At 72.8% G+C, this 26,298-nt stretch carries 26 protein-coding genes; 10 read left to right on the forward strand and 16 right to left on the reverse strand.

Translation table 11 applies throughout. The annotated features are described in order from the left end of the window. Positions 1-59: 59 nt before the first annotated feature. The 3 genes from H5V45_RS07510 to H5V45_RS07520 form a co-directional block, all read right to left on the reverse strand. On the reverse strand, positions 60-2,972 hold the full coding sequence (locus H5V45_RS07510) for a vitamin B12-dependent ribonucleotide reductase (RefSeq protein ID WP_185252355.1): 2,913 nt from the start codon (positions 2,970-2,972) through the stop codon (positions 60-62). A 173-nt stretch (positions 2,973-3,145) separates the two neighbouring features. After that, on the reverse strand, positions 3,146-3,661 hold the full coding sequence (nrdR, locus tag H5V45_RS07515; RefSeq protein ID WP_185252356.1) for a transcriptional regulator NrdR: 516 nt from the start codon (positions 3,659-3,661) through the stop codon (positions 3,146-3,148). A gap of 331 nt (positions 3,662-3,992) precedes the next feature. After that, a complete protein-coding gene (locus tag H5V45_RS07520) occupies positions 3,993-5,000 on the reverse strand; it encodes an ATP-binding protein (RefSeq protein WP_185252357.1) in 1,008 nt (335 codons plus the stop codon). Between the two features lie 122 nt (positions 5,001-5,122). Between H5V45_RS07520 and H5V45_RS07525 the strand changes: the two genes are divergently transcribed. Then, positions 5,123-5,500 (forward strand): hypothetical protein, encoded by a 378-nt coding sequence (locus tag H5V45_RS07525; protein WP_185252358.1) that lies wholly within the window; start codon positions 5,123-5,125, stop codon positions 5,498-5,500. Between the two features lie 24 nt (positions 5,501-5,524). On the opposite strand, the gene H5V45_RS07530 is transcribed toward H5V45_RS07525, so the two are convergent. From H5V45_RS07530 to H5V45_RS07545, 4 genes are all read right to left on the reverse strand, one after another. Then, entirely contained in the window at positions 5,525-5,929 is a 405-nt protein-coding gene (locus H5V45_RS07530) for an NUDIX domain-containing protein (RefSeq protein ID WP_185252359.1), read from the reverse strand. A gap of 9 nt (positions 5,930-5,938) precedes the next feature. After that, complete coding sequence (locus tag H5V45_RS07535; protein ID WP_185252360.1) at positions 5,939-6,358, reverse strand: DUF3052 domain-containing protein; 420 nt, start codon at positions 6,356-6,358, stop codon at positions 5,939-5,941. A gap of 306 nt (positions 6,359-6,664) precedes the next feature. Next, positions 6,665-7,084 (reverse strand): LysM peptidoglycan-binding domain-containing protein, encoded by a 420-nt coding sequence (locus tag H5V45_RS07540; protein ID WP_221633949.1) that lies wholly within the window; start codon positions 7,082-7,084, stop codon positions 6,665-6,667. A gap of 428 nt (positions 7,085-7,512) precedes the next feature. Beyond that, positions 7,513-8,337, reverse strand: coding sequence for an SDR family NAD(P)-dependent oxidoreductase (locus H5V45_RS07545; protein ID WP_185252361.1), 825 nt, complete (start codon positions 8,335-8,337; stop codon positions 7,513-7,515). Positions 8,338-8,540: 203 nt separating this feature from the next. Between H5V45_RS07545 and lexA the strand changes: the two genes are divergently transcribed. The 4 genes from lexA (at position 8,541) to H5V45_RS07565 (ending at position 13,264) form a co-directional block, all read left to right on the forward strand. Then, positions 8,541-9,290, forward strand: a complete 750-nt coding sequence (gene lexA / locus H5V45_RS07550) for a transcriptional repressor LexA (protein ID WP_185252362.1) — start codon at positions 8,541-8,543, stop codon at positions 9,288-9,290. 104 nt (positions 9,291-9,394) lie between these two features. After that, the gene (locus H5V45_RS07555) at positions 9,395-10,198 is read left to right on the forward strand and encodes a phosphatase PAP2 family protein (RefSeq protein ID WP_185252363.1); all 804 of its coding nucleotides are present in this window, start codon (positions 9,395-9,397) and stop codon (positions 10,196-10,198) included. Positions 10,199-10,259: 61 nt separating this feature from the next. Continuing rightward, positions 10,260-12,008, forward strand: a complete 1,749-nt coding sequence (locus tag H5V45_RS07560) for an alkaline phosphatase D family protein (protein WP_343061467.1) — start codon at positions 10,260-10,262, stop codon at positions 12,006-12,008. After that, positions 12,005-13,264, forward strand: a complete 1,260-nt coding sequence (locus tag H5V45_RS07565) for an alkaline phosphatase family protein (RefSeq protein WP_185252364.1) — start codon at positions 12,005-12,007, stop codon at positions 13,262-13,264. Before H5V45_RS07560 ends, H5V45_RS07565 begins: the two co-directional genes overlap by 4 nt. Before the next feature lie 9 nt (positions 13,265-13,273). Here the strand turns inward: H5V45_RS07565 and H5V45_RS07570 are convergent, their stop codons facing one another. The 3 genes from H5V45_RS07570 to hflX all read right to left on the reverse strand — a co-directional run bounded on the left by H5V45_RS07570 (position 13,274) and on the right by hflX (position 17,706). Further along, positions 13,274-15,289 carry an ATP-dependent DNA helicase gene (locus tag H5V45_RS07570; RefSeq protein ID WP_185252365.1) on the reverse strand — a complete coding sequence of 672 codons (2,016 nt, stop codon included), beginning with the start codon at positions 15,287-15,289 and terminating at the stop codon, positions 13,274-13,276. Positions 15,290-15,365: 76 nt separating this feature from the next. Next, complete coding sequence (locus tag H5V45_RS07575) at positions 15,366-16,079, reverse strand: GDSL-type esterase/lipase family protein (RefSeq protein WP_185252366.1); 714 nt, start codon at positions 16,077-16,079, stop codon at positions 15,366-15,368. Between the two features lie 76 nt (positions 16,080-16,155). After that, positions 16,156-17,706, reverse strand: coding sequence for a GTPase HflX (hflX, locus tag H5V45_RS07580; RefSeq protein ID WP_185252367.1), 1,551 nt, complete (start codon positions 17,704-17,706; stop codon positions 16,156-16,158). Between the two features lie 56 nt (positions 17,707-17,762). Between hflX and H5V45_RS07585 the strand changes: the two genes are divergently transcribed. Then, positions 17,763-18,461 (forward strand): nucleoside/nucleotide kinase family protein, encoded by a 699-nt coding sequence (locus H5V45_RS07585; protein ID WP_343061468.1) that lies wholly within the window; start codon positions 17,763-17,765, stop codon positions 18,459-18,461. Positions 18,462-18,535: 74 nt separating this feature from the next. Here the strand turns inward: H5V45_RS07585 and H5V45_RS07590 are convergent, their stop codons facing one another. The 5 genes from H5V45_RS07590 to miaA all read right to left on the reverse strand — a co-directional run bounded on the left by H5V45_RS07590 (position 18,536) and on the right by miaA (position 23,819). Continuing rightward, positions 18,536-19,312, reverse strand: a complete 777-nt coding sequence (locus tag H5V45_RS07590; RefSeq protein ID WP_185252368.1) for an SDR family NAD(P)-dependent oxidoreductase — start codon at positions 19,310-19,312, stop codon at positions 18,536-18,538. A gap of 34 nt (positions 19,313-19,346) precedes the next feature. Next, on the reverse strand, positions 19,347-20,195 hold the full coding sequence (gene dapF, locus H5V45_RS07595) for a diaminopimelate epimerase (RefSeq protein WP_185252369.1): 849 nt from the start codon (positions 20,193-20,195) through the stop codon (positions 19,347-19,349). Further along, positions 20,192-20,833 (reverse strand): MSMEG_1061 family FMN-dependent PPOX-type flavoprotein, encoded by a 642-nt coding sequence (locus H5V45_RS07600; protein WP_185252370.1) that lies wholly within the window; start codon positions 20,831-20,833, stop codon positions 20,192-20,194. Before H5V45_RS07600 ends, dapF begins: the two co-directional genes overlap by 4 nt. 28 nt (positions 20,834-20,861) lie before the next feature. Further along, complete coding sequence (gene ggt / locus H5V45_RS07605) at positions 20,862-22,757, reverse strand: gamma-glutamyltransferase (RefSeq protein WP_185252371.1); 1,896 nt, start codon at positions 22,755-22,757, stop codon at positions 20,862-20,864. A gap of 99 nt (positions 22,758-22,856) precedes the next feature. Continuing rightward, positions 22,857-23,819 carry a tRNA (adenosine(37)-N6)-dimethylallyltransferase MiaA gene (gene miaA, locus H5V45_RS07610; RefSeq protein WP_185252372.1) on the reverse strand — a complete coding sequence of 321 codons (963 nt, stop codon included), beginning with the start codon at positions 23,817-23,819 and terminating at the stop codon, positions 22,857-22,859. Positions 23,820-23,879: 60 nt separating this feature from the next. Here miaA and H5V45_RS07615 point away from each other — a divergent pair, with 60 nt between their 5' ends. From H5V45_RS07615 to H5V45_RS07630, 4 genes are read left to right on the forward strand one after another with little or no spacing between them, the layout of a single operon-like run. Further along, positions 23,880-24,113 (forward strand): antitoxin, encoded by a 234-nt coding sequence (locus H5V45_RS07615; protein WP_185252373.1) that lies wholly within the window; start codon positions 23,880-23,882, stop codon positions 24,111-24,113. Beyond that, positions 24,110-24,277, forward strand: a complete 168-nt coding sequence (locus H5V45_RS07620) for a hypothetical protein (RefSeq protein ID WP_185252374.1) — start codon at positions 24,110-24,112, stop codon at positions 24,275-24,277. Before H5V45_RS07615 ends, H5V45_RS07620 begins: the two co-directional genes overlap by 4 nt. Then, a complete protein-coding gene (locus H5V45_RS07625; protein WP_185252375.1) occupies positions 24,274-24,738 on the forward strand; it encodes an NUDIX domain-containing protein in 465 nt (154 codons plus the stop codon). The genes H5V45_RS07620 and H5V45_RS07625 overlap by 4 nt, the downstream gene beginning before the upstream one ends. Before the next feature lie 30 nt (positions 24,739-24,768). Beyond that, the gene (locus H5V45_RS07630; RefSeq protein ID WP_185252376.1) at positions 24,769-25,026 is read left to right on the forward strand and encodes a hypothetical protein; all 258 of its coding nucleotides are present in this window, start codon (positions 24,769-24,771) and stop codon (positions 25,024-25,026) included. 161 nt (positions 25,027-25,187) lie between these two features. Here the strand turns inward: H5V45_RS07630 and H5V45_RS07635 are convergent, their stop codons facing one another. Further along, positions 25,188-26,285, reverse strand: a complete 1,098-nt coding sequence (locus H5V45_RS07635) for a type IV toxin-antitoxin system AbiEi family antitoxin domain-containing protein (RefSeq protein WP_185252377.1) — start codon at positions 26,283-26,285, stop codon at positions 25,188-25,190. Positions 26,286-26,298 lie beyond the last annotated feature (13 nt).

Raw genomic sequence — 26,298 nt, forward strand, 5'->3', positions numbered from 1 at the left:
ATGCACGAAAGGACCCTTCACCGTGACGGTGAAGGGTCCTTTCGTGACCTAACGCTCGGTCAGCTGCAGCCGCTGGTGCTGCCGCAGCCCTCGCACACGTAGCAGGAGCCGGCGGGGCGCATCTTGGTGCCGCACGTGAAGCAGAGCGGGGAGTCGACGGCGGTGCCGGTGATCTTCTCCATGAGCTCGGCGGAGGTGTGGACGCCCTGGGGTGCCTTGGTCTCGGCGGCGGACTCAACCTCGACAGCGTCGACGGTCTCGATACGCTCGCTGGCGCTCGCTACTCGACCAACGAGGTCGCTCCCGCCGAGGTCGTCGTCGATGAGCTCGGCGGCGGAGCCGGTCTCCTCGACGAGGGGCTCATAGGAGCCGGTCTCGAGGTAGCGCTGGCGCTCGTCGGCGGAGTAGATGCCCAGGCCCTCGCGGGTCTCGAAGGACAGGTAGTCCAAGGCCAGGCGGCGCCAGACGTAGTCCATGAGGGACTGCGCCATGCGGACGTCCGGGTCGTCGGTGAGGCCGGCGGGCTCGAAGCGCAGGTTGGTGAACTTCGAGACGTAGGTCTCGAGCGGGACGCCGTACTGCAGGCCGATGGAGACCGCGATCGAGAAGGCGTCCATGACACCGGCGAGGGTCGAGCCCTGCTTGCCGAGCTTGAGGAAGACCTCGCCGAGCTGGCCGTCGTCGTGCGCACCCGAGGTCATGTAGCCCTCGGCGCCACCCACGGTGAAGGAGGTGGTGCGCGAGACGCGGGACTTCGGGAGCCGCTTGCGGGTGGGGGCGTAGACGATCTTCTCGATGGTCTTGGTCTCGGTCGCCTCGGTGGTGGCGGCGGCGTTCGAGTCCTGGCCCTTGTTGTCGCCCTTGCCGGTGGCGAGGGGCTGGCCGACCTTGCAGTTGTCGCGGTAGACGGCCGTCGCCTTGAGGCCGAGCTTCCACGACTGGAGGTAGATGTCCTCGATCTCCTCGACCGTGGCGTCCTCGGGGAGGTTGACGGTCTTGCTGATCGCGCCGGAGAGGAACGGCTGCGCCGCGGCCATCATCCGGACGTGGCCCATCGGCTTGAGGGCGCGTGCACCCATCGCGCAGTCGAAGACCTCGTAGTGCTCGGTCTTCAGGCCGGGCGCGTCGATGACGTGACCGTGCTCGGCGATGTGGGCGAGGATCGCCTCGACCTGCTCGGGCTGGTAGCCCATCTTGCGCAGCGCACGCGGGACCGTCTGGTTGACGATCTGCATCGAGCCGCCGCCGACGAGCTTCTTGAACTTGACCAGCGAGAAGTCGGGCTCGATGCCCGTCGTGTCGCAGTCCATCATGAAGCCGATCGTGCCGGTCGGCGCGAGCACCGAGGCCTGCGCGTTGCGGAAGCCGTGCTCGGCGCCGACCGTCTGGACGTCGGCCCAGGCGGCGGTGGCGAGCTGGTGGACCTGGCGGTCGGCGATGCCGAGGGTGCGGACGGTGTCGTTCGCGGCCTGGTGCTTGCGCATCACGCGCTTGTGGGCGTCGGCGTTGCGGGCGTAGCCGGCGTACGGGCCGACGACGCCGGCGAGCTCGCCGGAGCGCTTGTACGACGTGCCGGTCATCAGCGACGTGATCGCGGCGGCCATGGCGCGGCCACCGTCGGAGTCGTAGCCGAGGCCCATCGCCATCAGCAGGGCGCCGAGGTTGGCGTAGCCGATGCCGAGCTGGCGGTAGTCGACGGTGGTCTTGCCGATCGCCTCGGTCGGGAAGTCCGCGAAGCAGATGGAGATGTCCATCGCGGTGATGATCACCTCGACGGCCTTCGCGAAGAGCTCGCCGTCGAAGGTGTCGTCGTCCTTGAGGAACTTCAGGAGGTTCAGCGACGCGAGGTTGCACGAGGAGTTGTCGAGCGACATGTACTCGGAGCAGGGGTTGGACGCGGTGATGCGGCCGGTCTCCGGGTTGGTGTGCCAGTCGTTGATCGTGCCGTCGTACTGCAGACCCGGGTCGGCGCACTCCCAGGCGGCCTTCGCGATCTTGGTGAAGAGCTCGCGGGCGTCGACGGTCTCGATGACCTCGTTGTGCATCCGGCCGCGCAGGGCGAAGTCGGTGCCGTCCTCGACGGCGCGCATGAACTCGTCGGAGACGCGGACGGAGTTGTTGGCGTTCTGGTACTGAACCGAGGTGATGTCCGCGCCGCCGAGGTCCATGTCGAAGCCGGCGTCGCGCAGCGCGCGGATCTTGTCCTCCTCGCGCGCCTTGGTCTCGACGAACTCGACGATGTCGGGGTGGTCGACGTCCAGGACGACCATCTTGGCCGCGCGGCGCGTGGCGCCACCCGACTTGATGGTGCCGGCGGAGGCGTCGGCGCCGCGCATGAAGGACACGGGGCCCGAGGCGGTGCCGCCGGAGGAGAGCAGCTCCTTGGAGGAGCGGATGCGGGAGAGGTTGAGGCCGGCGCCGGAGCCGCCCTTGAAGATGAAGCCCTCCTCCTTGTACCAGTTCAGGATGGAGTCCATCGAGTCGTCGACCGAGAGGATGAAGCAGGCCGAGACCTGCTGCGGCGACGGGGTGCCGACGTTGAACCAGACCGGGGAGTTGAAGGAGAAGTACTGGTTGACCAGCAGCCAGGTGAGCTCGTGCTCGAAGATCTCGGCGTCCACCGCGGAGGCGAAGTAGCCGTGCTCGACGCCGGCCTTGGTGTAGGTCTTCACGACGCGGTCGATGAGCTGCTTGAGGCTCCACTCGCGCACGTCGGTGCCGACGGCGCCGCGGAAGTACTTCGTGGTGACGATGGTCGAGGCGTTGACCGACCAGAAGTCGGGGAACTCCACGCCGCGCTGCTCGAAGACGGTGGCGCCGGTCTTCCAGTTGGTCTGGACGACGTCGCGGCGCTCCCAGGTGATGGCGTCGTAGGGGTGGACGCCCTCGGTGCTGAAGACCCGCTCGATCTTCAGCCCTGCGCTGGCACCTGTGGAAGCGCTTCCGGCTGCGCCGCTCACCGTCTCGGTCATGCTGACTCCTCTTGTCCCGTGTCTCTGCTGTGTGTGCTGTGTCTGGCTGGTGCTGGCGGTGCGGTGCTGCTGGTGCCGGCCTCGGGTCCCACTCTGACGGGGACCACCGACATTCCTGGGTGGTGCGCCCGGAGCGGATCGCTTCCCCACGATCCACTCCGGGCGGTCTGGGGTCAGCCGCTCCTGGCGGGCTGCGGGGTCTCGACGAGCTCGACCAGCGAGGCGCCGTCGACGACGGGCACCTCGCGCTCGGCACGGAGCATGGCGATCTCGTCCTCGAAGTCGTCGGCGGACTCGAACGCGCGGTAGACGCTGGCGAAGCGCAGGTAGGCGACCTCGTCGAGCACCCGCAGCGGTCCGAGGATGGCCAGGCCGACCTCGTTCGCGGGGACCTCGGCGAAGCCCTCGCTGCGCAGGGCGTCCTCGACGGCCTGGCCCAGGCAGGCCAGGTCGTCCTCGGAGACCGGGCGGCCCTTGCAGGCCTTCCGGACGCCGGCGACGGCCTTCTCGCGGGTGAACGGCTCCGTGGCGCCGGAGCGCTTGAGCACGGTCAGCTGCATCTGCTCGACGGTCGTGAAGCGCTTCGCGCAGGCCGAGCAGGTACGCCGGCGGCGGATCTGGCCGCCGTCGTCGGCGACGCGGGAGTCGAGGACCCGGGTGTCGGTGTGGCGGCAGTACGGGCAGTGCATCGCGGGTCTCTCCTCTCACGGTCGCAGGCGCGCTTCAGACACCCCCTCTGGGGTGTGCTGGGCTGTGGATAACGGGGGTGCTGCTGTGCATAACAACCGGCTGCCTGTGGGCAGTCCACCCTGGTTCTGTGAACTAGATGTGGATAACTACACCGGTGTAAGTACTAGATGTAGTGGTAACCGTACGCCGCGGTCCGAGGCGTTCGCAAGCCCGCCCGCGACATTCCTGCGGTCTGGATCACACCCGCGGAGAAACCGCAGGTCAGCGCGTTGCGCGGGGCCCGAAATAGTCATTTCGGGTGGTGTGTCGGACCCGTCCGGCCGGGGAGCCTCAGCCGGTCTGCGAGGAGGACGCGACGTCCGCCACGGACAGCACGAACCACGCGGTCGTGCCGGAGGCGTCGCGCACCGATCCCCAGCGGTCCGCCATCGCGTCCACGAGGGTCAGGCCGCGTCCGAAGACGCGCAGGTCGTCGTCGTCCACCACCGGGGCGTAGGAGCCCGGGTCGCCGGACGGACCGCCCAGGTCGCGCACGACGACCGTGAGCACGCCCGCTTCGAGGTCGATGCTGAGCTCGGAGCTGGTGCCCGCGTGCATGACGGCGTTCGTGACGAGCTCGGAGACGCACAGCTGGGCGGTGTCGACGACGTCGCCCTCGACCTCCCAGGCGTCCAGCTGCTGGCGCACGAAGCGACGTGCGGCGCCGGGCGCCCGCGGGTCGCCCTCGAGGACGATCGAGGCACGGACGCCGGTGCCACCGAGCTGGTCGTCCCCGGCGACACCGCCGGTGCCGAGCGCACCGGCCAGGCGGATCCGGCGTACGGCGTCGGCGGTGCGGCGCGCGGTGGCCTCGAACAGCCGGCGGAGCGGGTCGTCGAAGGTCTGATCCTCGTCGAAGAAGACCACCAGGCCGCCGATCGGCGAGGCGGGGCCGGGCAGCGGCCAGGCCGCGATGGCGCGGGTGCCCTCGTCGCGCTGGCGGGCGACGAGCCCCGGGTAGCGGCCCTCGAGGTCGTCCACGCTGCCCGTGACGGACTCGCCCGTGCGGGTGACCGTCGTGAGCGGGACGTCGTCGTAGGCGTCGATGTGGCACCAGTCGAGCGCGGTGTCGCCGGCGTGCTCGGTGGCGACGTACCGCACCCGGCGGCCGGCGCCCTCCAGCAGCCCGAGGCCGACGCGGCGTACGCCGGCGAGGCCGCCGAGGTCGAGCAGCACGCTGCGCGCGACCTGGTCGATGCTGGTGGCGTTGCGCAGCTCGAAGCCGAGGCGGTAGAGGTGGCCCAAGGGCGCGACGGGTTCGTCCCCCGCCGCGTGCGTCGCGCCCCCGTCATCCAGCACCGAGACAGGATAGGTCAGTCCGGGCCCCCTTGACCGTCTGTCCAGCCCACCAACGCCGGGGTGTCGCGGGCCCCCCGGCCGGTCGGGGAGCGGGCGCTGGGCGGATCGGACACAATGTCCCGGTGGCGCCACAGGGGAAGCGGGTCGGGTCGCGACGGGGGCCGAAGAAGAAGCCGTCGTTGCAGCCGGCGCTGCTCCCGCTCGCCGCGGGCGTGACGCTCGCCGTGGTCGCGTGGGGCTACCTGGTGTACGCCGCGATCGACTTCGGCGGGACCGCCCGCTCGGGCGAGCAGAACGCCTGGTGGTTCCTCGCGCTGGCGTCGCTGGGCGCGGTCGCGTGCCTCTTCGTCGGCCTGATGCTCATCGCGCGTCTGCTGCGCCGGCTCGGGATCACGGGTGGCGCGTCGTCCACGCCGTCGGCCCCGCCCGCCGACCCCGGCTCGCCGCCCGTGGCTCCCCCGCTGCCGCCTCCGCCCGGCGGGCGGCGCGCGTCGCGCTGATCCGTCGGCCCGGCGGACGCGGCCTCAGAGATCGAGCAGCCGCGGCAGGTCCGCCCTGAGGTGGTGCGGTTGCAGGGCGAGCGTCTCGAAGTCTCCCGCCCCGGCCCACAGCAGCTCGAAGCTGTTGTCCGGCCCGTGCGCCTCGAGCTCCGGCCCGGAGAGCCGGGCCTCGCCGCGGACGTCGGTCACGAGGAAGTAGCGCGCCTCGCGGCCCGGCGTGTGCTCCCCGACCAGCAGCTCCCGGTCGATCGTGGCGCGCAGCGTGGTCTCCTCCCACAGCTCGCGGACCACGGCGTCCTCGAAGGACTCGCCCGGCTCGACGGTCCCGCCCGGCAGCACCGCGTAGTCGCGGCCGAGGTGGTGGCGCTTGATCAGCAGCAGCTCCGCGCCGCGTTGCACGACGGCCACGGCCCGAGGAGGGAGGGACACCCCGCGACCCTAGGCGCGGTCGGCCAGCCGGCGCACGAACTTCAGGCCGGACCAGGTGTCGTCGACCGCGGCGACCTTGACGTCGACGAAGCCGAGCTCGAGCCCGAGGGTGCGGACCCTGCCCTCGTCCAGGTCGACCCAGACGCCGCGCTCGGCCAGCGCCCGGTGGACAGCCTTCTTGGGCCAGCAGACCCAGACCGACCCGGCGGTGGCGGTGCGCTCCAGGAGGGCCGGCAGCCGGCCCGCGAGCGTGGCCAGGGTGGTGTGGAAGGTCAGCGTGACGTCGGCACGCGCCGGGAGACGGCGTACGACGTGGGCGCCGGTCAGGTCGCCGAGGTCGACGTCGTCCGGGAGCCGGTCGAGCAGCACGACGTGGCCGTCCCGGATGCCGAGCTTGGCGCGCAGCGGTGTGCTGGAGTAGCCGGCCATGCCCGGAGGGTAGGCCTTCACGCGTCCTGCCCGACGAAGGAGGATCTCCGGCACCTGGTGCCGAGGATCCTCCTTCGTCGCCGGTCAGCCGGTCCGGACACCCCACGTTTGGTCACCAACCGCAGGGTTTCCGCCGAAAACCTGCGGTTGGTGACCAAACCGCACACACCGGACGACCGCACACGGCCCGGGAAATGCCGCGAGGGGCGGGGCCACCAGGCCCCGCCCCTCGTCTTCCCCGGCCCACCAGCCGGGGTCGAGTCGGCTGATGAAGGTCTGTGCGCGCGCCGCTGGGCGCGCGGTGGGTCACTCCGTGACGGGGACCCGGAGGCGCTGGCCGGCGGCGACCATGGCGGAGTCGAGGGCGTTGAGACGCTCGATCTTGGCGACCATGGCGCGGACGTCGCCGTCACCGGCGAGCCCGGCCGCGATGTCCCACAGGGTCTCGCCGCTGCCGACCATCACGATCTCGGTCGGGGCGGGGGTGCCCGGCTTCTCCGAGGCGACCGAGCCGGCGCCCAGGGCGACGCCGATGCTCAGCACCGTGAGCAGGGCCGCGAGGAACACGACGAGCCGGCCGCGCCGGGTGAGCCGCACCGAGGCCCGGGGCTGCGCCGCGGCCACCGGCCGGCGGGTGGAGCGGCCGGCGGGACGGGCGGGCACGAGCCGGAGCTCGGGGCGCGCGGTCGGGGCGGTGGTCAACGGGGCGATCGTCATGGCGCTCATCGGAACTCCTGGGGAAGTGGAGGTCAGCATCGGTTCGTAGCTGCTGAAGGACTGTCTATCGGGGGCCACCGACAGTCCTGGTGGACCGACGGCTCGCAGCCTCTCGATCAGACATTCGATCGAACATGTGTACGACCTTAGAGCAGGTGTTCGAACGGCACAAGGGTCGACACGAACAATTGTTCGAAGCACTACCCGAGTCCCACCATGGGAACGCATGGCCCGTCTGTGCGTGCGGCATGGCCCGAACGGGCTATGCCGTCGCGCCGAACGGAGGAGGTTGAATGCTCACGCAGGCACTCCCGGTCGCCCGGGCAGTGATCCGCGCCAGCGGCCGGTTGGGCCCGTCCCCCCTACCTGACCGGTCGCTGACGGGGTCGCGACCCGGGGCAGGCACCGGCCGGGAGCGCCCGGCCGCCGCGTGGGGCTCAGGCCCGGCCGCGCCTCCCGAGGGCGCGCCGGCCCTGGGCGGCGAGCACGGTGGTGGCGGACGCCGTCACGCTCGGCACCAGGGCCCCGAAGCGCGACACGCCGCCGCGCCAGCCGGGCACGCTGCGCACGACCCGGCGGGCGCCGATGAGCGCCACCGCCTGGTCGGCGACCTCGTCGACGGTGAGGATCCGGCCGCCGGAGTGCACCAGCAGGCTGCCCAGCCCGCCGGGGGTCTGGCCGTCCAGCATCGCGGTCTGCACGCCGTCGGGGCAGATCGCGTGCACGCGGACGCGGCGCGGCGTCTCGGCGGCCACCGACATGGTGGCGGAGACGATGGCGGCCTTCGAGGCGGCGTACACCGTGTAGCCCGGCACCGGCGCCAGGCCCGCCAGCGACGCCGTGTTGACGATGTCGCCGCCCGCGGAGCCGAAGCCCTCGAGCGCGGCCTGCATCCCCCACAGGGTGCCGAGCAGGTTGACGTCCACCAGACGGCGTACGGCGTCCTCGCTCGTCTCGGAGAGCCGGCCGTCGTCGCCGACCCCGGCGTTGTTGCACCACACCGCAAGGGCACCGTGCCGCGCGGCCTCGGCCGCGACGGCCGCGTGGGCGTCCCGGTCGCGCACGTCCTGGCCGATCCCGGCCGCGGCGCCGATCTCGCCCGCCGTGGCGCTCGCAGCGGCGGCGTCCACGTCCGCGACCACCACCTGGTACCCGCGGTCCACGAGCCGCTCGGCGATCCCCCGGCCGATGCCGCGGGCGCCTCCCGTCACGACGGCGCTCAGCGGGCGGGCGGACGTGGGCGAGCTGGCGCGCGAGGACATGGCGGGAGTCAAGCAGATCCGGGGCCGGCGGAGCCCCGAGGGCACCCGGCACGGACGCGACACGCCGTTCGAACAGATGTTTGAACATCGGGTGTCCCGATGGCTACGGTGGGACTCCGGTCCGGGGTCCTCCCCGGTCCGGCCCACACCGTCACACCCGATCACGCCCGACTGATCGACCAGCCCGACCGGAAGGCAGCACCATGGCCACCAGCAAGACCCCCGGCAAGGTCGCGGACTCCTCCCGCGGCAAGGTCTCCGAGCTGCCGGACGGCCCGCCCGACGCCACCGGCCTGACGCCGCGCCAGCTGCGCGTGCTGGCCCACATCAAGGACTCGATCGAGCTGCGGGGCTACCCGCCCAGCATGCGCGAGATCGGCGACGCGGTCGGCCTGACCAGCTCGTCGAGCGTCGCGCACCAGCTCAAGGTGCTCGAGGAGAAGGGCTTCCTCAAGCGCGACCCGAACCGTCCCCGCGCGCTCGAGGTGTTCCTCCCCGAGGTGCTCGCGGCCCGCCGCTCGATCAGCTCGGCCGAGGAGTCGTCGTACGACGAGACCGGCATCGGCGACTCGCACCCCGCCGCGCAGTACGTCCCCGTCCTGGGCCGGATCGCCGCCGGTGGCCCGATCCTCGCCGAGGAGCAGATCCAGGACGTCTTCCCGCTGCCCAAGCAGCTGGTCGGCGAGGGCGAGCTGTTCCTGCTCGAGGTCGTCGGCGACTCGATGATCGACGCGGCGATCTGCAGCGGCGACTACGTCGTGATCCGCAAGGAGCAGACCGCCTCGAACGGCGAGATCGTGGCCGCGCTGATCGACGGCGAGGCCACCGTGAAGACGCTCCAGCGCCGCGACGGCAAGGTCTGGCTGATGCCCCACAACGAGGCGTTCGACCCGATCGACGGCACGCACGCGACCATCCTCGGGATTGTGACGGCGGTCCTCCGTAGGATGTGACCCATGTGTAGGGGGTGCAGCCCGGTGGAGCCGGTCCACGCCTCGGGGACGACTCGGGGGAATACCCGGTTTCCTGCCACGGCAAAATCGCCGAGGCTGGTCCGGTGAGCCTCCCGTCGATCCTCGTGATCCGGCACCGTTACCCCCGCGTGGTGCGCGGGGTCCTGGAGCTCACCCTGATCCTGACGCTCTGGGTCGGCTACTCCCTCTCGCGGCTGCTGGCCGACACCGCGCTGACCCCGGCGCTGGCCCGCGCGCACGACCTCCTGCACCTCGAGAGGCTGCTCGGCATCCACTGGGAGCTGCCGCTCAACCGGCTGTTCACCAGCCACCAGGCCATCGGCCTGCTCGGGTCGTACTGGTACGCCAGCCTCCACTACGTCGTCACCGGCGCCACCCTGCTGTGGCTCTACAAGCTCGGCACCCGGTCCTACCTGCCCGCCCGCCGGGCGCTGGTGGCCGGCACCCTGATCGGGCTGGTCGCCTACCTCCTGATGCCGACCGCGCCGCCGCGCTTCATCACCGGGTACGTCGACGTGCTCAGCCTGCACGCCTCCGACGGCTGGTGGAGCACGGACGCGTCCGCGCCGCGCGGGCTCGGCGGGCTCACCAACGAGCTGGCCGCCTTCCCCTCGCTGCACGCCGGCTGGGCCCTCTGGGTCGCGATCTCCGTGCAGCGCAACGCCGCCTGGCGCTGGGTGCGGGCGCTGGCCTGGGTGTACGCCGCCGGCACCGCCGTCGTCATCGTCGGCACCGGCAACCACTGGGTCATCGACGTGGTCGTCGGCTGGCTGGTGGTCCTCGGCGGCTTCGCGATCGCCCGGCGGATGCCGCGCCCGCTCGTGCCGGCGGCCGACCCGGTCGGCGTCGTGCCGCTCGCCGGCCAACCCACGGCGACCTCCGGGTGAACAAGCAGCGCTCCTCGGCGTGACGGCGTCACGCGGTGCGCGCTGCGTCGTTGGATGAGGCGTGACCTCCCCACGCACCGACCCGCCCCTGGCCCGACGCACCCTGCTCGCGACCGGCACCGTCGGTGCCGGGCTCGCCGGCGCGACCCTCGCCGCCCCGGCCGCGGACGCCCTCCCGCACCCGACGGCCGTCCGGCGCACGCCGTTCCGCCACGGCGTCGCCTCCGGCGACCCGCTCCCCCACGCGGTGGTGCTGTGGACGCGCGTCACGCCCACCGACGCGGCCACCCCCGGCAGCGGCCGCGGGCCCCGTGTCACGGTGCGGTGGGAGGTCGCGACCGACCGACGCTTCCGCCACGTCGTACGCCGCGGCGACTTCACCACCGGACCGAGCCGTGACCACACGGTCAAGGTCGACGCGCGCGGGCTCGAGCCGGCCACGTGGTACCACTACCGCTTCCACCTCGACGGCGCCACCAGCAGGGTGGGCCGCACCCGCACCGCCCCCGCCGAGCGGTCGACGCCGCGGCACCTGCGCTTCGGGGTGGTCTCCTGCGCGAACTGGCAGGCTGGCTGGTTCTCGGCCTACCGCGGCCTGGCTGCCCGCGACGACCTGCACGCCGTGGTGCACCTGGGCGACTACGTCTACGAGTACGGCCCCGGCGAGTACGGCTACGGCCAGTCCGACGAGGACATCCGCACCCACGAGCCGCGCCACGAGATGGTCTCGCTGGCGGACTACCGCCAGCGGCACGCGCAGTACAAGACCGACCCCGACCTGCAGGACCTGCACGCGAAGTACGCCTGGATCGTCACCTGGGACGACCACGAGGTCGCCGACAACCAGTGGAAGGGCGGTGCGGTCAACCACACGCCCGGGAAGGGCGACGGCGGCGAGGGCAGCTACACGAAGCGGCGCGCGCGGGCGCACCGGGCGTACGACGAGTGGATGCCCGCCCGGCTGGACGGCACCGCCCGGCTGGGCGACGGCGACCGGCTCTTCCGTCGGCTGCGCTTCGGGCAGCTCGCCGAGCTGAGCATGCTCGACCTGCGGACCTACCGGGACCAGCAGGTCGAGACCACCCCGACGCCGGTCCCGAGCCCGGACCCGGCCGTGAGCGACCCCGACCGGACGATCACCGGCCGCCGCCAGCTCGACTGGCTCAAGACCTCCCTGGACCGGCACGGCCCGCAGTGGAAGATCATCGGCAACCCGGTGATGATCGCGCCGGTGAACTTCGGCGCACTGCCCGCCGACGTCCGCGACGCGGTCCACCAGGTCACCGGCGAGACGCCCGGACCGGCCGACGGGGCGCCGTACAACACCGACCAGTGGGACGGCTACACCGACGACCGCCGCGAGCTGCTGCAGCACGTCCGCGACCACCAGGTGAAGGACGCGCTGTTCATCACCGGCGACATCCACTCGGGCTGGGCGGCCGAGCTGCCCTTCGACCCGGCGACCTACACCGGCGAGGGGCCGGCCGACGACTCCGCGGGCGTGGAGTTCGTCTGCTCGTCGGTCACCTCCAACAACCTCAAGGACATCACCGGCACGCCGCCGCGCACCTCGAGCGTGGCCGTCGAGGAGTCGATCAAGGCGAACAACCGCCACATCAAGTACCTCGACTTCGACAGCCACGGCTTCTCGGTGCTCGACGTGACCGCGAAGCGGGCGCAGATGGACTGGTTCGTCATCGAGGACCGGGCCGACCGGAAGACCCCGATCACCTGGTCGGTGTCGTGGCGCACCGAGGCCGGCACCGGCCGGATCACGCCGGTCGACAAGCCGCTGGGCGGTGCCTCGTGAGGCCGCTCGCCAGCCGTCGTGCCACCCGCCGCACCTTCCTGGCCGCGGGCGGGGGCATCGCGATCTCCAGCGCGGTCGCGGGGCCGTCGTACGCCGCCAGAGGCCCGAAGGGCCGCAAGCGGGCCTACGTCCTCGTCGTCGACGGCTGCCGGCCCGACGAGATCACCGCGGACCTGACGCCGAACCTCCGGGCGCTGCGCAACGGCGGCCTGTGGTTCCCGCGCGCCTCGTCGATGCCGGTCATGGAGACCATCCCCAACCACGTGATGATGATGGCGGGGATGCGGCCGGACCGGACCGGCGTGCCCGCCAACGAGATCTTCGACCGGTCGCTCGGCGACGTGCGGACGATGGACAAGCCGTCCGACATCAAGGTGCGCACGATCATCGAGAGGCTGAACAAGCGCGGCTTCACGACCGGGACGGTGCTGAGCAAGGAGTACCTCTACGGCGTGTTCGGGACCCGCGCCACGCACCGCTGGGAGCCGGCGCCGATCGTGCCGGTGTCGGGGCACGCGCCCGACCAGTTCACGACGGACGCCGCGCTCGCGATGCTCGACGACTTCGACCCGAACCTGATGTTCGTGAACCTCGGCGACATCGACCGCTTCGGCCACGCGGACCTCACCGGCACGACGCTGCGCGCGCAACGGCGTACGGCGCTGGCCGACACTGACGGCCAGGTGCAGCGGTTCGTCACGGCGCTGAAGGACTCCGGGCGCTGGGAGCACTCGATCGTGATCGTGCTGGCGGACCACTCGATGGACTGGTCGACGCCGGACGCCGTGGTCACGCTGCAGGGCGTCATGGACGCCGACCCGCTGCTCGCCGGGAAGGTCCGGATCGCCGACAACGGCGGGGCCGACCTCCTCTACTGGACCGGGCCGGGCTCGCAGCGCGTCGAGGCGATCGCGCGGATGCAGACCCTCGCCGAGGGCGTGCCCGGGGTGCTCGCCGCCCACAAGCGCACCGAGCCGTGGCTGCGGCTCGGTCCCCAGGCCGGCGACGTCGTGGCGTTCTGCCAGGCCGGGTGGCGCTTCACCGAGCCCGACCCGTCGGCCAACCCGATCCCGGGCAACCACGGCCACCCCGCCACCCGGCAGATCCCGTTCTTCGTCTCGGGCGGCCACCCGACCGTCCCCCGGCGTACGGCGTCACCCGCTCACGCGCGCACCATCGACGTCGCCCCCACCGTCGCGTCGTTCTTCGGCGTCGGCCGGCCGCGGGGCGGCTGGGACGGTCACGCGCGGGTCTGAGGGCTGCCCTCAGCTGGGGCCGGCGAGCCGCGCCAGGGCCTTGCGGACGACGGCGGGGTCGGTGGTCGTCCACATGGGCGGCAGGCTGGCCTTGAGGAAGCCGCCGTAGCGGGCGGTCGCGAGGCGCGGGTCGAGGACGGCGACGACGCCGCGGTCGCTGGTCGTGCGGATCAGGCGGCCGGCGCCCTGGGCGAGCAGCAGCGCCGCGTGGGTGGCCGCCACCTGCATGAACCCGTTGCCGCCGGCGTCGTCGGCGGCCTTCTGGCGCGCGCTCATCAGCGGGTCGTCGGGCCGGGGGAACGGGATCCGGTCGATGATCACGAGCTGGCAGGTCTCGCCGGGGACGTCGAGGCCCTGCCAGAGGCTCAGCGTGCCGAACAGGCATGTGTGCGGGTCGCTGACGAACTGCTTGGCGAGCTCGGGCAGCTGGGCGTCGCCCTGGGCCAGCGTGGTCAGGTGCGGGAGCCGCTCACGAACCGCCTCGGCCGCGGTCTCGGCGGCCCGCCGGCTGGAGAAGAGGCCGAGGGTGCGGCCGCCGGCGGCGTCGACGAGCTCCACGATCTCGTCGAGCTGGGCCTTGCCCAGCCCGTCGCGGCCGGGCGGGGGCAGGTGGCGGGCGAGGTAGAGGATGCCCTGCTGGCCGTAGTCGAACGGCGAGCCGACGTCGAGCCCCCGCCACGGCAGGACCTCCTCGGTGGCCGGGCCGGCGGTGTCGCCGTCGATGACCCGCTCCCCCGGCTTCAGGCCGATGCTGCTCGCCAGCGAGGAGAAATCGCCGCCCAGCATGAGCGTCGCGCTGGTGAACACGACGGTCTTGTCGCTGAGCAGCTTGTCGCGCATCTGCCCCCAGACCTGCAGCGGCGCCACGCAGAGCCGGGGCGGGATCCGCTCGGTGCCCTCGGAGAGCCAGAGGACGTCGGCCTGGCTGCCGGCGGCCATCCGCTCGGCGTTGACGAAGACGTCCTGCACCGAGCCGCGGGCCTGGGTGCGGCCGGGGTCGGCCTCGGCGTCGGAGTCGGACTTCGGGTACGCCGAGAGGCAGGCCCGCGCCGAGTCCCGGACCAGCACCAGGGCGTCCATGAGGTGCTCGGGCACCCGCTCGAAGCGCCCGGGGCTGCAGTCGGCCATCGCCTCGCGGAGCACGTCGGCGGCGTCGGCCAGCTCGTCGGCCTGGTCGCCCTCGACGTGCCGCTGGGAGCGGCGTGCGGCCCGGTCGACGTCGCTCGCCGTCAGCTCGTCGGTGGCCGCCTGGGTCACCCGCGCGGTGAGCTCGTGCGCCTCGTCGATGACGACGACGTCGTACTCCGGGATCATCGGGACGCCCTCGACCGCGTCGATCGCGAGGAGCGAGTGGTTGGTGACGATGAGGTGCGAGCGCTGGGCCTTCTCGCGGGCCAGCTCGACGAAGCACTCCTGGCCGAAGGGGCACTTCGCGGCGCCGAGGCAGTCGCGGTGGCTGACGCTGACCTGGCGCCACTCCTTGTCGGTGTGGCGGGGCGCGGCATCGCGCTCGCCGGTGCCCTTGGTCTCGGCCTGCTTCTCGGCCCACGCGCGGAGCTCGAGGACCTTCTTGCCCATGCTGCCGTCGGGCACCTCGACGAGCACTCCTTGGTCGTCGGGCGCGCCCTCGCGGGTGCGGTGCAGGCAGGCGTAGTTGGAGCGGCCCTTGAGGACGGCGTACGACGTGTCGACGCCCGGGTGCCCCTCGAGCGCGTCCATCAGCCGCGGGATGTCGCGCTCGACGAGCTGGTGCTGGAGCGCGAGGGTCGCGGTGGCCACGACCACGCGCTTGTCGTGGAGCAGGCTCGGGACGAGGTACGCCAGCGACTTGCCGGTGCCGGTGCCGGCCTGGACGAGGAGGTGGGTGCCGTCGACCATCGCGTCCGCGACCGCCTCGGCCATCCGGACCTGCCCCGCGCGCTCCTGGCCGCCCAGCACGCCGACCGCCGTGGCCAGCACGCCGCTCACCGTGTCGCCGGTGGGTGCGGTGGTCTTCGGGGTCGCGGGAGCTGCTGGGTCGGGCACCCGAGAACCCTAGCCGCGGGCGGGGACAGGGCACGTCCCGGCGCACAGGCCCGGCGACCGTGGCCGGCCAGCGGGCTCAGGACAGCGCGGCGATCCGGGCGGCGACGGCGTCGCCGAAGACGCGGTGGGCGGCGGGGGTGAGGTGCAGGCGGTCGTCGAGGTAGGCCAGGCGGAGGTCCGAGGTGGCGACGTACGGGATCCCGCGGGCCTCGCAGAGCTCGGACAGCAGGGCGTCGACGCGCGGGACGGCGCCGGCGCGGGAGGGGGCGGTGACGGGCCCGACCACGACGACCGGCAGCCCGCGGAGCTCGCGGACCAGGCGGGCGAAGCCGGCGCGGATCGCGGTCTCGGACTGGTCGTAGTCGTTGAGACCGCCCTCGACGACGACCAGGGAGGCACCCCCGCGGACGGCGGCGCGGGCGCGGTCGGCGAACGAGACGCGGCCGCAGTCGCTGGCGCCCTCGCTGAAGCCGGAGCCCGAGAAGCCGGCCACGTGGACCCGGCCGGGCAGGCGGGACGGCCAGGAGGCGGAGGGCGAGGTCAGGCCGAGCCCGGCGGAGTAGGAGTCGCCGATGACGACGACCCGCTCGCCCGAGCCGGAGACCTGGGCGGCGCGCGCGACCGAGGCCGCCGCGAACCGGTCGCAGCGCGACAGGTCGGCACCGCGCGCCCGGGCGGCGTACAGCGTCAGCGTCGCCACCACGACGGCGACGAGGAGCACCGCGACGACGAGCGTGCGACGGCGTGACGACATGAGCGGGAGCTGGCCCGCGACCCCCCGGAGGACCACGCGCCGATCGTACGTACGCACCCGGGCGCGCGAAGCATTACGGCGAAGGTCGTGCGGCTCCGTGACCGGGTCGTGATCAGGAGACGGCGTACGCCGCCAGCTCGCCGGCCAGCGACTCGTGGGCGCGACCGCTCACGAGCGTCCCCTCGCCGGTGTGCTCGAGGGAGGTGATCTCCCCGTGCTGGTGGATCCGGTTGACCAGGTCGCCCCGCTCGTAGGGCAGCAGCGCGGTGAACGCGACGCTCGGGTGCGGCAGCTCGCCCTCGATGACCGCGAGCGCCTCAGCGATGCCCTCGCCGGTCTTCGCGGACACGACGACGGCGTGCGGCTCGCGCTGGCGCAGCCGCGCGATCACCATCGGGTCGGCCGCGTCGGCCTTGTTGATGACGACCAGCTCGGGCACGTGGGTCGCGTTGATCTCGGCGAACACCTCGCGCACGGCGGCCAGCTGGCCCTCGGGGTCGGGGTGCGAGCCGTCGACGACGTGCAGGATGAGGTCCGAGTCGGCGACCTCCTCCAGCGTCGAGCGGAAGGCCTCGACGAGCTGGTGCGGCAGGTGCCGGACGAAGCCGACGGTGTCGCTCATGGTGTAGACGCGGCCGTCGTTGGTGGTGGTGCGGCGGGTGGTGGGGTCGAGCGTCGCGAAGAGCGAGTCCTCGACGAGCACGCCGGCCTGGGTCAGCCGGTTGAGCAGCGAGGACTTGCCGGCGTTGGTGTAGCCCGCGATCGAGACCGACGGGATCTCGTGGCGCTTGCGGTCGGCCCGCTTGGTGTCGCGGGTGCCCTTCATCTCCTTGAGCTCGCGGCGCAGCTTGGCGATCTTGGTGTTGATCCGGCGGCGGTCGGTCTCGATCTTGGTCTCACCGGGACCGCGGCCGCCGATACCGGCACCGGCGGCCACGCGGCCACCCGCCTGGCGGGAGAGGTTGCCACCCCAGCCACGCAGGCGCTGCTTCATGTAGTTGAGCTGGGCCAGCTCGGTCTGCGCCTGCCCCTCGCGGGACTTCGCGTGCTGGGCGAAGATGTCGAGGATCAGCGCGGTCCGGTCGACGACCTTGACCTTGAGCCGGTCCTCGAGGTTCCTCAGCTGGCTGGGCGCGAGCTCGCCGTCGCAGATGACGGTGTCCGCGCCGGTCGCCTGCACGATCTCGCGGATGCCGTCGACCTTGCCGCGGCCGACGTACGTCGCGGGGTCGGGGGTCTGGCGGCGCTGGTAGATCGCCTCGAGCACCTCGGAGCCGGCCGTCTCGGCGAGCAAGGCGAGCTCGGCCATGGAGTTCTCGGCGTCCTGGACGGTGCCGCCGGTCCAGACGCCGACGAGGACGACCCGCTCGAGCCGGAGCTGGCGGTACTCGACCTCGGAGATGTCCTCGAGCTCGGTCGACAGGCTGGCCACGCGGCGCAGCTGGTGCCGCTCGGCGAGGTCCATCGCGCCGACGGTCATCTCCTCCTCCGGGTCCGGCTCGTCGGCGTAGCCGCTCTGCCAGTCCTCGGTGGTGTCCTCGGTGAGGTCGTCGTCCGTGTCCGCGTCGGAGGCGTCGGTATCGGTCGCGTCGGTCTCGGTGTCCTCCCACGCGGCGGTCTCGCTGAGCTCGGCGTCGAGGGTGAAGTCGTGTGCGTTCGTCATAGGTGACTCCAGCGTAGGTCGGGCCGCCGAGTCGCGCTAACCCTTAACCTCCAGGGGTGGAGCCGCCCGTCGTCACCGTGTCGCCCGACGGGCGTGAGCTGGCGGCCCTGGTGGCCGATCTGGTGGCCGATCCGGTGACCGACCTGCCCCCGGGCGTCGGGGGCCGCGTGCTGCTCGGGATCACCGGCTCGCCGGGCGCCGGGAAGTCCACGCTGGCGGCCGCGCTCGGGACGGCGTACGACGCCGCCGTGGTCCCGATGGACGGCTTCCACCTCGCGGACGTGGAGCTGGTTCGGCGCGGGCTGCGCGACCGCAAGGGCGCGCCGGAGACGTTCGACGCGGAGGGGTACGCCGACCTGCTGACCCGCCTGCGCTCGCGCCCGGCGCACACCGTGATGGCGCCGATGTTCGAGCGCGGGCTCGAGCAGCCGGTCGCCGGGGCGATCCCCGTGCCCGCGTCGGCGGGGCTGGTCGTCACGGAGGGGAACTACCTGCTGCTGGAGCGGCCGCCGTGGCCCGACGTCCGCGCGCAGCTCGACCGGGTCTGGCACGTGGTGACCGACGACGCGCTGCGGCTGCCGCGGCTCGTCGCCCGGCACGTCGCGTCCGGCAAGAGCCCGGCCGCTGCGGCCGCTTGGGTGCACCGGGTGGATCAGGCGAACGCCGTGCTCGTCGAGGAGGCGGCGGCTCGGGCTGATGTGGTGCTGGACCTGACGGGGTGGGTGTCAATTTCCCCGGATATCCGGGGAAGTTGACGCATCAGCCGCGAATTTCCCCCGGAAAGTGCCAGTTTCCCCGGATATCCGGGGAAACCGACAGCCCCGCCGACCTACTTCGGAGGCATCCGGATCCCACCGTCGACACGGATGGTCTCGCCGTTCATGTAGTTGTTCGTCAGGCACTCGACGACCATGCTCGCCAGCTCGTCGGGGACGCCGAGTCGCTTGGGGAAGAGCACGCTCTCGCCGAGCTTGGCCTTGAACGCCTCCGCCTGCTCGCCCTCGCCGTAGATCGGGGTGTCGATCAGGCCGGGCGCGATCGTGTTGAGGCGGATGCCCGACGCGGACAGGTCGCGGGCGACCGGGAGGGTCATGCCGACGACGCCGCCCTTGGACGCGGAGTACGACGCCTGACCGATCTGGCCGTCGAACGCCGCGACGCTCGCCATGTTGACGATGGCGCCGCGCTGGCCGTCGGCATCGGGCTCGTTGCGGCTCATGACGGTCGCGGCCTGGCGGACCATGTCGAAGGTGCCGATCAGGTTGATCTGGATGACCTTGGTGAAGGCGCCGAGGTCGTGGGCCGACTCGATCTGGCCGTCGCGGCCGATGGTGCGCTGGGCCCAGCCGATGCCGGCGGAGTTCACCACCGCGCGCAGCGGCGCGATCTCGGCTGCGGCGTTGACGGCCGCGGTGATCTGGTCGGTGTCGGTGACGTCGACCCGGGCGAAGACGCCGCCGATCTCGGCGGCCAGGGCCTCGCCCTTGTCGGCCTGCAGGTCGGCGACCACGACGACGGCGCCCTTGGCGGCGAGCTGGCGCGCGACGGCGGCGCCGATCCCCGACGAGGCGCCCGTGACGATGGCAGATGCTCCGTTGATGTCCATGGCTGGGGAGCATAGGGCCCGCGGGCCCCGCCGGTCAGAGCGAGGTGGTGCCGCGCGCGACCACGACGGCCGGGCCGGTGAGGAGCACCCGGTCGTCGGCGGTCCAGGTGACGGTGAGGGTGCCGCCGGGGACGTCGACGCGGTACGCCGTGTCCTCGGCCGGCGGGTCGCCCAGGCCGTCGGCCAGTGCGGCCGCGACCATCACGGCGCAGGCGCCGGTGCCGCACGAGCGCGTCTCGCCCGAGCCCCGCTCGTGGACCCGCATCGCGACATGACCGGCGCCCCGGCGTACGACGAACTCCACGTTCACGCCGTGGGGGTACGTCGCGTCGTCGTGCGCGGGCGCCTCGAGCAGCGGGCCGGCGTCGGCCAGGTCATCGACGAACGCGACCGCGTGCGGGTTGCCCATGTCGACGTTGGCGGCGGCCCACCAACGGTCGCCGACGGCCACCTTGGTCTCGCCGATCACGAACGGGCTGCCCATGTCGGCGGTGACCACGTCACCCTCCAGCGTGAGCACCTTGACGCCGTCGCGGGTGGCGACCGGGATCGGCGCGGAGCCGTCCGCGAGGCCCTCGTCCACGAGGTGCCGGGCGAAGACCCGGATGCCGTTGCCGCACATCTCCGAGAGCGAGCCGTCGCTGTTGCGGTAGTCCATGAACCACTCGGCCTCGGCGGCATCGGGCAGGTCGTGCGCGTCGGGACCGGCGTACGACGCCGTGCGGATCACCCGCAGCACCCCGTCGCCCCCGAGGCCGGCGCGCCGGTCGCAGAGCGCGCGGACCCGGGCCGGGTCGAGGTCGCCGTGCACCGACCCGTCGTGGTCCGGGAGCAGCACGAAGTCGTTCTCCGTGCCATGCCCCTTCAAGAACTCGTAGCTCATGCGTAGAGGCCCTTCGCGTAGTTCTCGGGCGTGTAGTAGTCGTCGAGCTGCTCCACGGTCATCCCGCTCGGCTCGACCTCCTTGGCGATCACCGCGCGCCGCGGCACCGTGCCCTCCGGGTCCCAGGTCTCCGGCTTCCAGAGCCCCGAGCGCAGGAACGACTTCGCGCAGTGGAAGAACAGGTCCTCGATCTCGACGACGACCGCGAGCAGCGGCCGGTGCCCCTTCACGACCATCTCGTCGAAGAACGGCGCGTCGCTGACCAGCCGGGCCCGGCCGTTGATCCGCAGGGTGTCCCCGCGGCCGGGGATGAAGAAGTTCAGGCCGACGTGCGGGTTCTCGAGGATGTTCTTGTACCCGTCGGCCCGCTTGTTGCCCGGCCGCTCGGCCAGGGCGATCGTCGTGTCGTCGAGGACGTGGACGAGCTGCCCGGCCGGGTCGCCCTTGGGGCTGGCGTCGCAGGTCCCGTCGAGGGCGGAGGTCGCCATCACGCAGAACGGCGTGGCCGCCAGCCAGTCCCGATCCACCTCGAGCAGCGCCGGGCGGGACTTGTCGCGCGCCCGCGGGTGCGGGTCGCCGAGCAGCCCGACGAGGTCGTCGACGGTCGTGATCTCGGTCCAGGTGGTGGTCTGCGGCACGCCTCCACGGTACGCCGTGGGGCGCCCCTCAGCCCGCGGGTGTGGGCGTCACCACTCGGGCGGAGCCGCCGCCGCGCCGGGTCGGCTCGGCAGCCACGGTCAGGAAGCCCCCGGGACCGAACTCGACCGCGGTCGCCGCCCCGATCTCCGAGGTGCTGCCGAACCCGTCGCCCGCCGGCGTCAGCCGCTGCCCGTAGGGCCGCAGGTCGTCGGCGTAGAGGTCGATGAACGCCGGCTCCGCGACGGACTTCTGGGTGGCGTTGCTCTGCTGGGCGCGCGGCGCCGCCAGCGCGTCCGGCAGGCTCATCCCGCGGTCGATCCGGTTGAAGATCGTCTGCAGCACGGTCGTGATGATCGTCGAGCCTCCGGGCGAGCCGAGCGCCAGGAACGGCTTGCCGTCCTCGAGCAGGATCGTCGGCGACATCGAGCTGCGGGGCCGCTTGCCGGGCTCGATGCGGTTCGGGTCGGCCTTGTCGTAGACCGGCGAGAAGTCCGTGAGCTCGTTGTTCAGCAGGAAGCCGCGCCCGGGGACGACGATCCCGGAGCCGCCGGTCTGCTCGATGGTCAGGGTGTACTCGACGACGTTGCCGTGCTTGTCGGCGACGGTCAGGTTGGTGGTCTCGACGTTCTCGGTGTCGGTGGTGGCGGCCGACGGGCCGGCCGCGGCCGCGCCGCACGTGCCGTCGTACGACGTCACGTCACCGGCCTTGGTCGGCTTCTTGAACGCCTTGTCGGGGTCGATCCGGCACGCACGCTCGCGGGCGAAGCGGTCCGAGAGCAGGTCCTTGGTGGGGACGTCCACGAACCGCGGGTCGCCGTCGTAGGCCGCGCGGTCGGCGTAGGCCAGCGCGCTGGCCTCGAGGTAGTGGTGCAGCGCCGCCCCGTCGTCCATCGAGGAGATCGGGAACTGCTCGAGGATGTTGAGCGCCTCGCCCACGGTCAGGCCGCCGCTCGAGGACGGGCCCATGCCGTAGACGTCGTAGCCGCGGAAGTCGGAGTGCGTCGGGCGGCGGTCGACCGCGCGGTAGCGCGCCAGGTCCCCGGCGCGCAGGAAGCCGCGCGGGACCGGCAGGTCGGTCGTTCGCGTGGTCGGCGGCCGGCGCACCGAACGCACGATCTCGTCGGTGAGCGTGCCGCGGTAGAACGCCTTCGTGCCGCGACGGGCGAGCAGGCGGTAGGTGTCGGCCAGGTCGGGGTTGCGGAAGCGGGTGCCGACCTTCGGGGCGTGGCCGCCCTTCAGGTAGAGCCGCTTGGTCGGCCGGAACGCCTCGAAGCGCACCTTGTTGTCGCGCACCTGCTGGTGGAAGGTCCGGTCGACCACGAAGCCGCGGCGGGCGAGCTTGCGGGCGGGGGCGAGCGCCTCGCCCAGCGAGCGGGTGCCCCAGCGGTCGAGCGCGCGCTGCCAGGTCGCGACGGTGCCGGGGACGCCGACCGAGACGCCGCTGGTGACGAGCTCGGGGGTGAAGTTGTAGGGCTCGCCGGTCTTCGGGTCGATGAAGGCGTCGTGCGGCATCGCGCTCGGCGCGGTCTCGCGGCCGTCGATGGTGCGCACCTTGCCGGTCCCGGCGTCGTAGTGGACGAGGTACCCGCCGCCCCCGATGCCCGAGCTGAACGGCTCGGTCACGCCCAGCGCGGCGGCCGTCGCGATGGCGGCGTCGGTCGCGTTGCCGCCGTGGCGCAGCACCCGCAGCCCGATCCGGGACGCGTCCGCGTCGACCGACGTCACCGCGCCCCCGCGGCCGTAGACGGTCGCCTTCTTCGGCGGCGGGGTCTCCCGGTGCTCCTGCGAGGACGGGCGCTGGGCGACCGGCCCGTGGGTGCCGCGGGTCGCGCCGGCGGACTCCGCCTGGCCGGCGACGAGGCCGAGGGTCGTGGCGGCGAGCGCCGCGGCCGCGAGGGCCGAGGTGGGGCGGGTGAGACGCATGCGATTCCTCCCGAGACGGAGTGCTGGTGTCCCACCACCCTGCCCCGGACCGCCGACAGTGTCGAGGACCCCGTCGGGTGAACGCCTCCCGACGCCCCTTCAGCCGACCGCGCGGACCGCGGCGAGCGCGCGGGCGAGCCGCTCCGGGTCGTCGTGGTCGACCCACACGATCCGGGGGTCCTTGCGGAACCAGCCGTCCTGGCGGCGCGCGAAGCGCCGGGTCGCCGACGTCGTGCGGTCGCGGGCCTCGTCCAGGCTCAGCTCGCCGTGGAGGTACGCCGCCACCTGGGCGTAGCCGATCGCGCGCGACGCGGTGCGTCCGTCTGCGAGGCCCTCGTCCAGCAGGCGTCGTACCTCCTCGACGAAGCCCTGCTCGAACATCTCCTCCACGCGCTGCGCGATCCGCGCGTCGAGCGTGGGCCGGTCGATGTCGACGCCGACCTGGACGGTGTGCGGGTCGGCGTACTCGAGCACGGGGAGGCTGGCGGAGTACGGGCGGCCGGTCAGCGCGATGACCTCGAGCGCACGGACCGTGCGGCGGCCGTTCTCGGGGAGCATGGTCGCGGCGGCCTGCGGGTCCTGCTCGCGGAGCCGCTCGTAGAGCGCCGCCGGGCCGATCCGCTCGAGCTCGTCCTCGAGCCCCCGGCGTACGCCCTCGTCGGTGGCGGGGAACTCGAAGCGGTCCAGGATGGCGCGGGTGTAGAGCGCGGAGCCGCCGACCAGCACCGGCACCACGCCGCGCCCGCGCAGGTCGGCCACCACCGCCCGCGCCCAGCCCTGGAACTGCGCGACCGTCGCCGGCTCGTGGATCTCCTGGGTGTCGAGGAGGTGGTGCGGGATGCCGCGGCGCTCGGCCGGGGGGAGCTTGGCGGTGCCGATGTCCATGCCGCGGTAGACCTGCATCGCGTCGGTGTTGACGACCTCGCCGCCCAGCGCCTCGGCGAGGTCGAGGGAGAGCCCGGTCTTGCCCGACGCGGTCGCGCCGACGACCGCCACGACCGGCGTCGACGGGGGCGTCGATCCGGCTGCCGATCCGGACGTCGTGGGTCGGGTGTCCGGCATGTCGTTAGTGTGGCAAGTGCGACCGCCCCTCGCGGGGCCGACCCGATCCAGGAGTGTGCGATGAGCTTTTTCGACAAGGCCAAGAAGGCCGTGAGCGGCGCCGTGGACAAGCACGGCGACAAGATCGCGGGCGGCATCGACAAGGCCGCCGCGGCGGCCGACAAGAAGACCGGCGGCAAGCACAGCGGCCAGCTGGCCACGGGTGCGCAGAAGGCCAAGGAGGCCCTCGACAAGCTCGACGGCAAGAACGACGACATCCGCGACACCCGGCGCGACGAGCGCGGGCCCCGATGACGGCTCCGGTGCCGGAGGAGTACGACGGCGACCGGCCCGACCCGTCGACCGGGACGCCCCCCGGCGAGCACAGCAGCGACCTGCCCGACGGTGACGACGACCGCCGCGGCGCGGAGGAGCAGGCGGAGAACGCCGAGACCTCCACGGACCAGCCCTCGCAGTGAGTCGCTTCGTCGTCGTCCCCGCGTCCTACGTCTTCCTCCTCCGGGAGGGCGACGCGGGGACCGAGGTGCTGCTGCAGCGCCGCCAGAACACCGGCTACATGGACGACCACTGGGCCGCGGCCGCCGCGGGCCACGTGGAGCGGGGCGAGACGGCGTACGACGCCGCGCACCGCGAGGCGCTCGAGGAGATCGACGTGAGCGACCTCGACCTGGCGTTCGTGACGTCCATGCAGCGGACCCGGCACGCCGACGCGATCGACGAGCGGGTCGACTTCTTCTTCACCGCGCGGTCGTGGTCCGGCGACCCGCGCATCGTCGAGCCCGAGAAGTGCGCCGAGCTGCGCTGGTGCGCCCTCACCGACCTGCCCACGCCGGTCGTGCCGCACGAGGCCTCGGTCCTCGAGGCGATCCGGAGCGGCACCACCACGGCGTACTCCACCTTCGGCTTCACCACCCCCTGACCGCCCCCATCCCGACCCCAGGAGGACCCCATGAGCGAAAGCGACCTCGGCCCCAAGCCCGACGCGCAGATCGAGCCCGGCGAGCCCAACCCCGGCGGTGTCGACGCCATCGACGCCGAGACGCCCGAGGAGCCGATCATCCCGAACCTCCCGACGGAGAAGAACCCGGCCGTCGACGACGCCGCCCCCGACGAGCTGAAGCAGACCGAGGAGACCTCGACGCAGGCCACCGAGTCCGAGGACGGCGACGAGGGCGCGGTCGACCCCGAGGACGAGTCACCTGCCTGAGGTGTGATCCGGCTCACTCCGGGTACACCCCTCTGCGGAGGGGTGCGACGCCTCGGCGCTGCACTCGGAGGGAGTGAGCGCAGTGCGCAACGACGACCTCGGGCCGATGCCCGAGCCCCGGGTCGAGCCCGGCGAGACCAACCCCGGCGGGGTCGACGCGATCACGGGTGAGTGGGAGCTCCCCCAGACCCCCGACCTGCCCCACGCCCCCGACCCGGGGCTGCGGGAGCGGCTGGACGGTCCTGCGCCGGGGTGAGCGTGCCGCGGACCTCGGCAGCGTCCCGACTGTGTGGTGGATCCGGTTCACCTGGTGAACCGGATCCACCACACAAGGCGCACTCCTGGAGCTGCCCGGTCCAGCCGCGCGTCGTCATGACCGCGGCAAGAGCCCGAGCCGTCGCGCAGGGCCGCTCGAAGACCTGCCCGTAGGACAGCCGGACGGTCGCCGCCCCGGTGGCGGCGGTCGCCAGGTCACGGTCCAGGTCCCGGTCGCGGGCGTGCGTGCCGTCGTGGAAGAGGCGCCCGTCCAGCTCGACCACCATCGCCAGCCCGGGCAGGTCCACGTCGCGGAACACCCGTCGGCCGTCCAGCCGTGTCGCCGCCTGCCGTGCCCCGCTGGGTAGTCCGTGCGGGCGCTCCACCCGGTCGAGGAACCCGTGCTCGAGGACCGAGCAGGTGCCCTCGGCGACGTCGCGCAGCACGCCGGTCAACCAGTCGCGCCGCGGGATCCGGGGCCGGGCGGCGAGCCGCTCCAGCAGTCGCAGCGCCGTCGTACGCCGCGAGCCGCAGGCGTCGGCCAGGGCGGCCACCGCGTCGAGCTCCGACCCGGCCGCGGCAGCGACGTCGAGCACCGCCTCCTCGAACCGGATCCGGGGCGGGCCGAGGTTCCACTGCACGCGGTCCTCGAAGCCCGGCGTGCGGTGGAGGCGTACGCCGTCGGGCGCGGCCACGTGGCGGGACCGGTCGACCGCCACGTGGATCACCGAGTCGTCCCGGTCGCGACGGCCGGGTCCCTCGCCCGCGCGCACCGCGGAGTCGTGGCTCAGGGCCGCCGGCCAGCAGCACAGCACCGCCGCCCAGGCCCGCTGCTGCCACGTCAACGGCCCGGTGTGCTCCACGAAGGTGCCCGGGTGCACCGGGGTGAGCTCACGCCGGCGCAGCATCCGCTTCAGGTCGGGCTCGCTGGCGCCGGTCCCCAGCACCTGCCGGCGCGACACGACACCGTCCTGCTGCTTGAGGATCCGGGCCAGCTCGTCCATCCCCGCATCGTGT

The sequence above is a fragment of the Nocardioides luti genome (genome assembly GCF_014212315.1).
Classification (GTDB): domain Bacteria; phylum Actinomycetota; class Actinomycetes; order Propionibacteriales; family Nocardioidaceae; genus Nocardioides; species Nocardioides luti.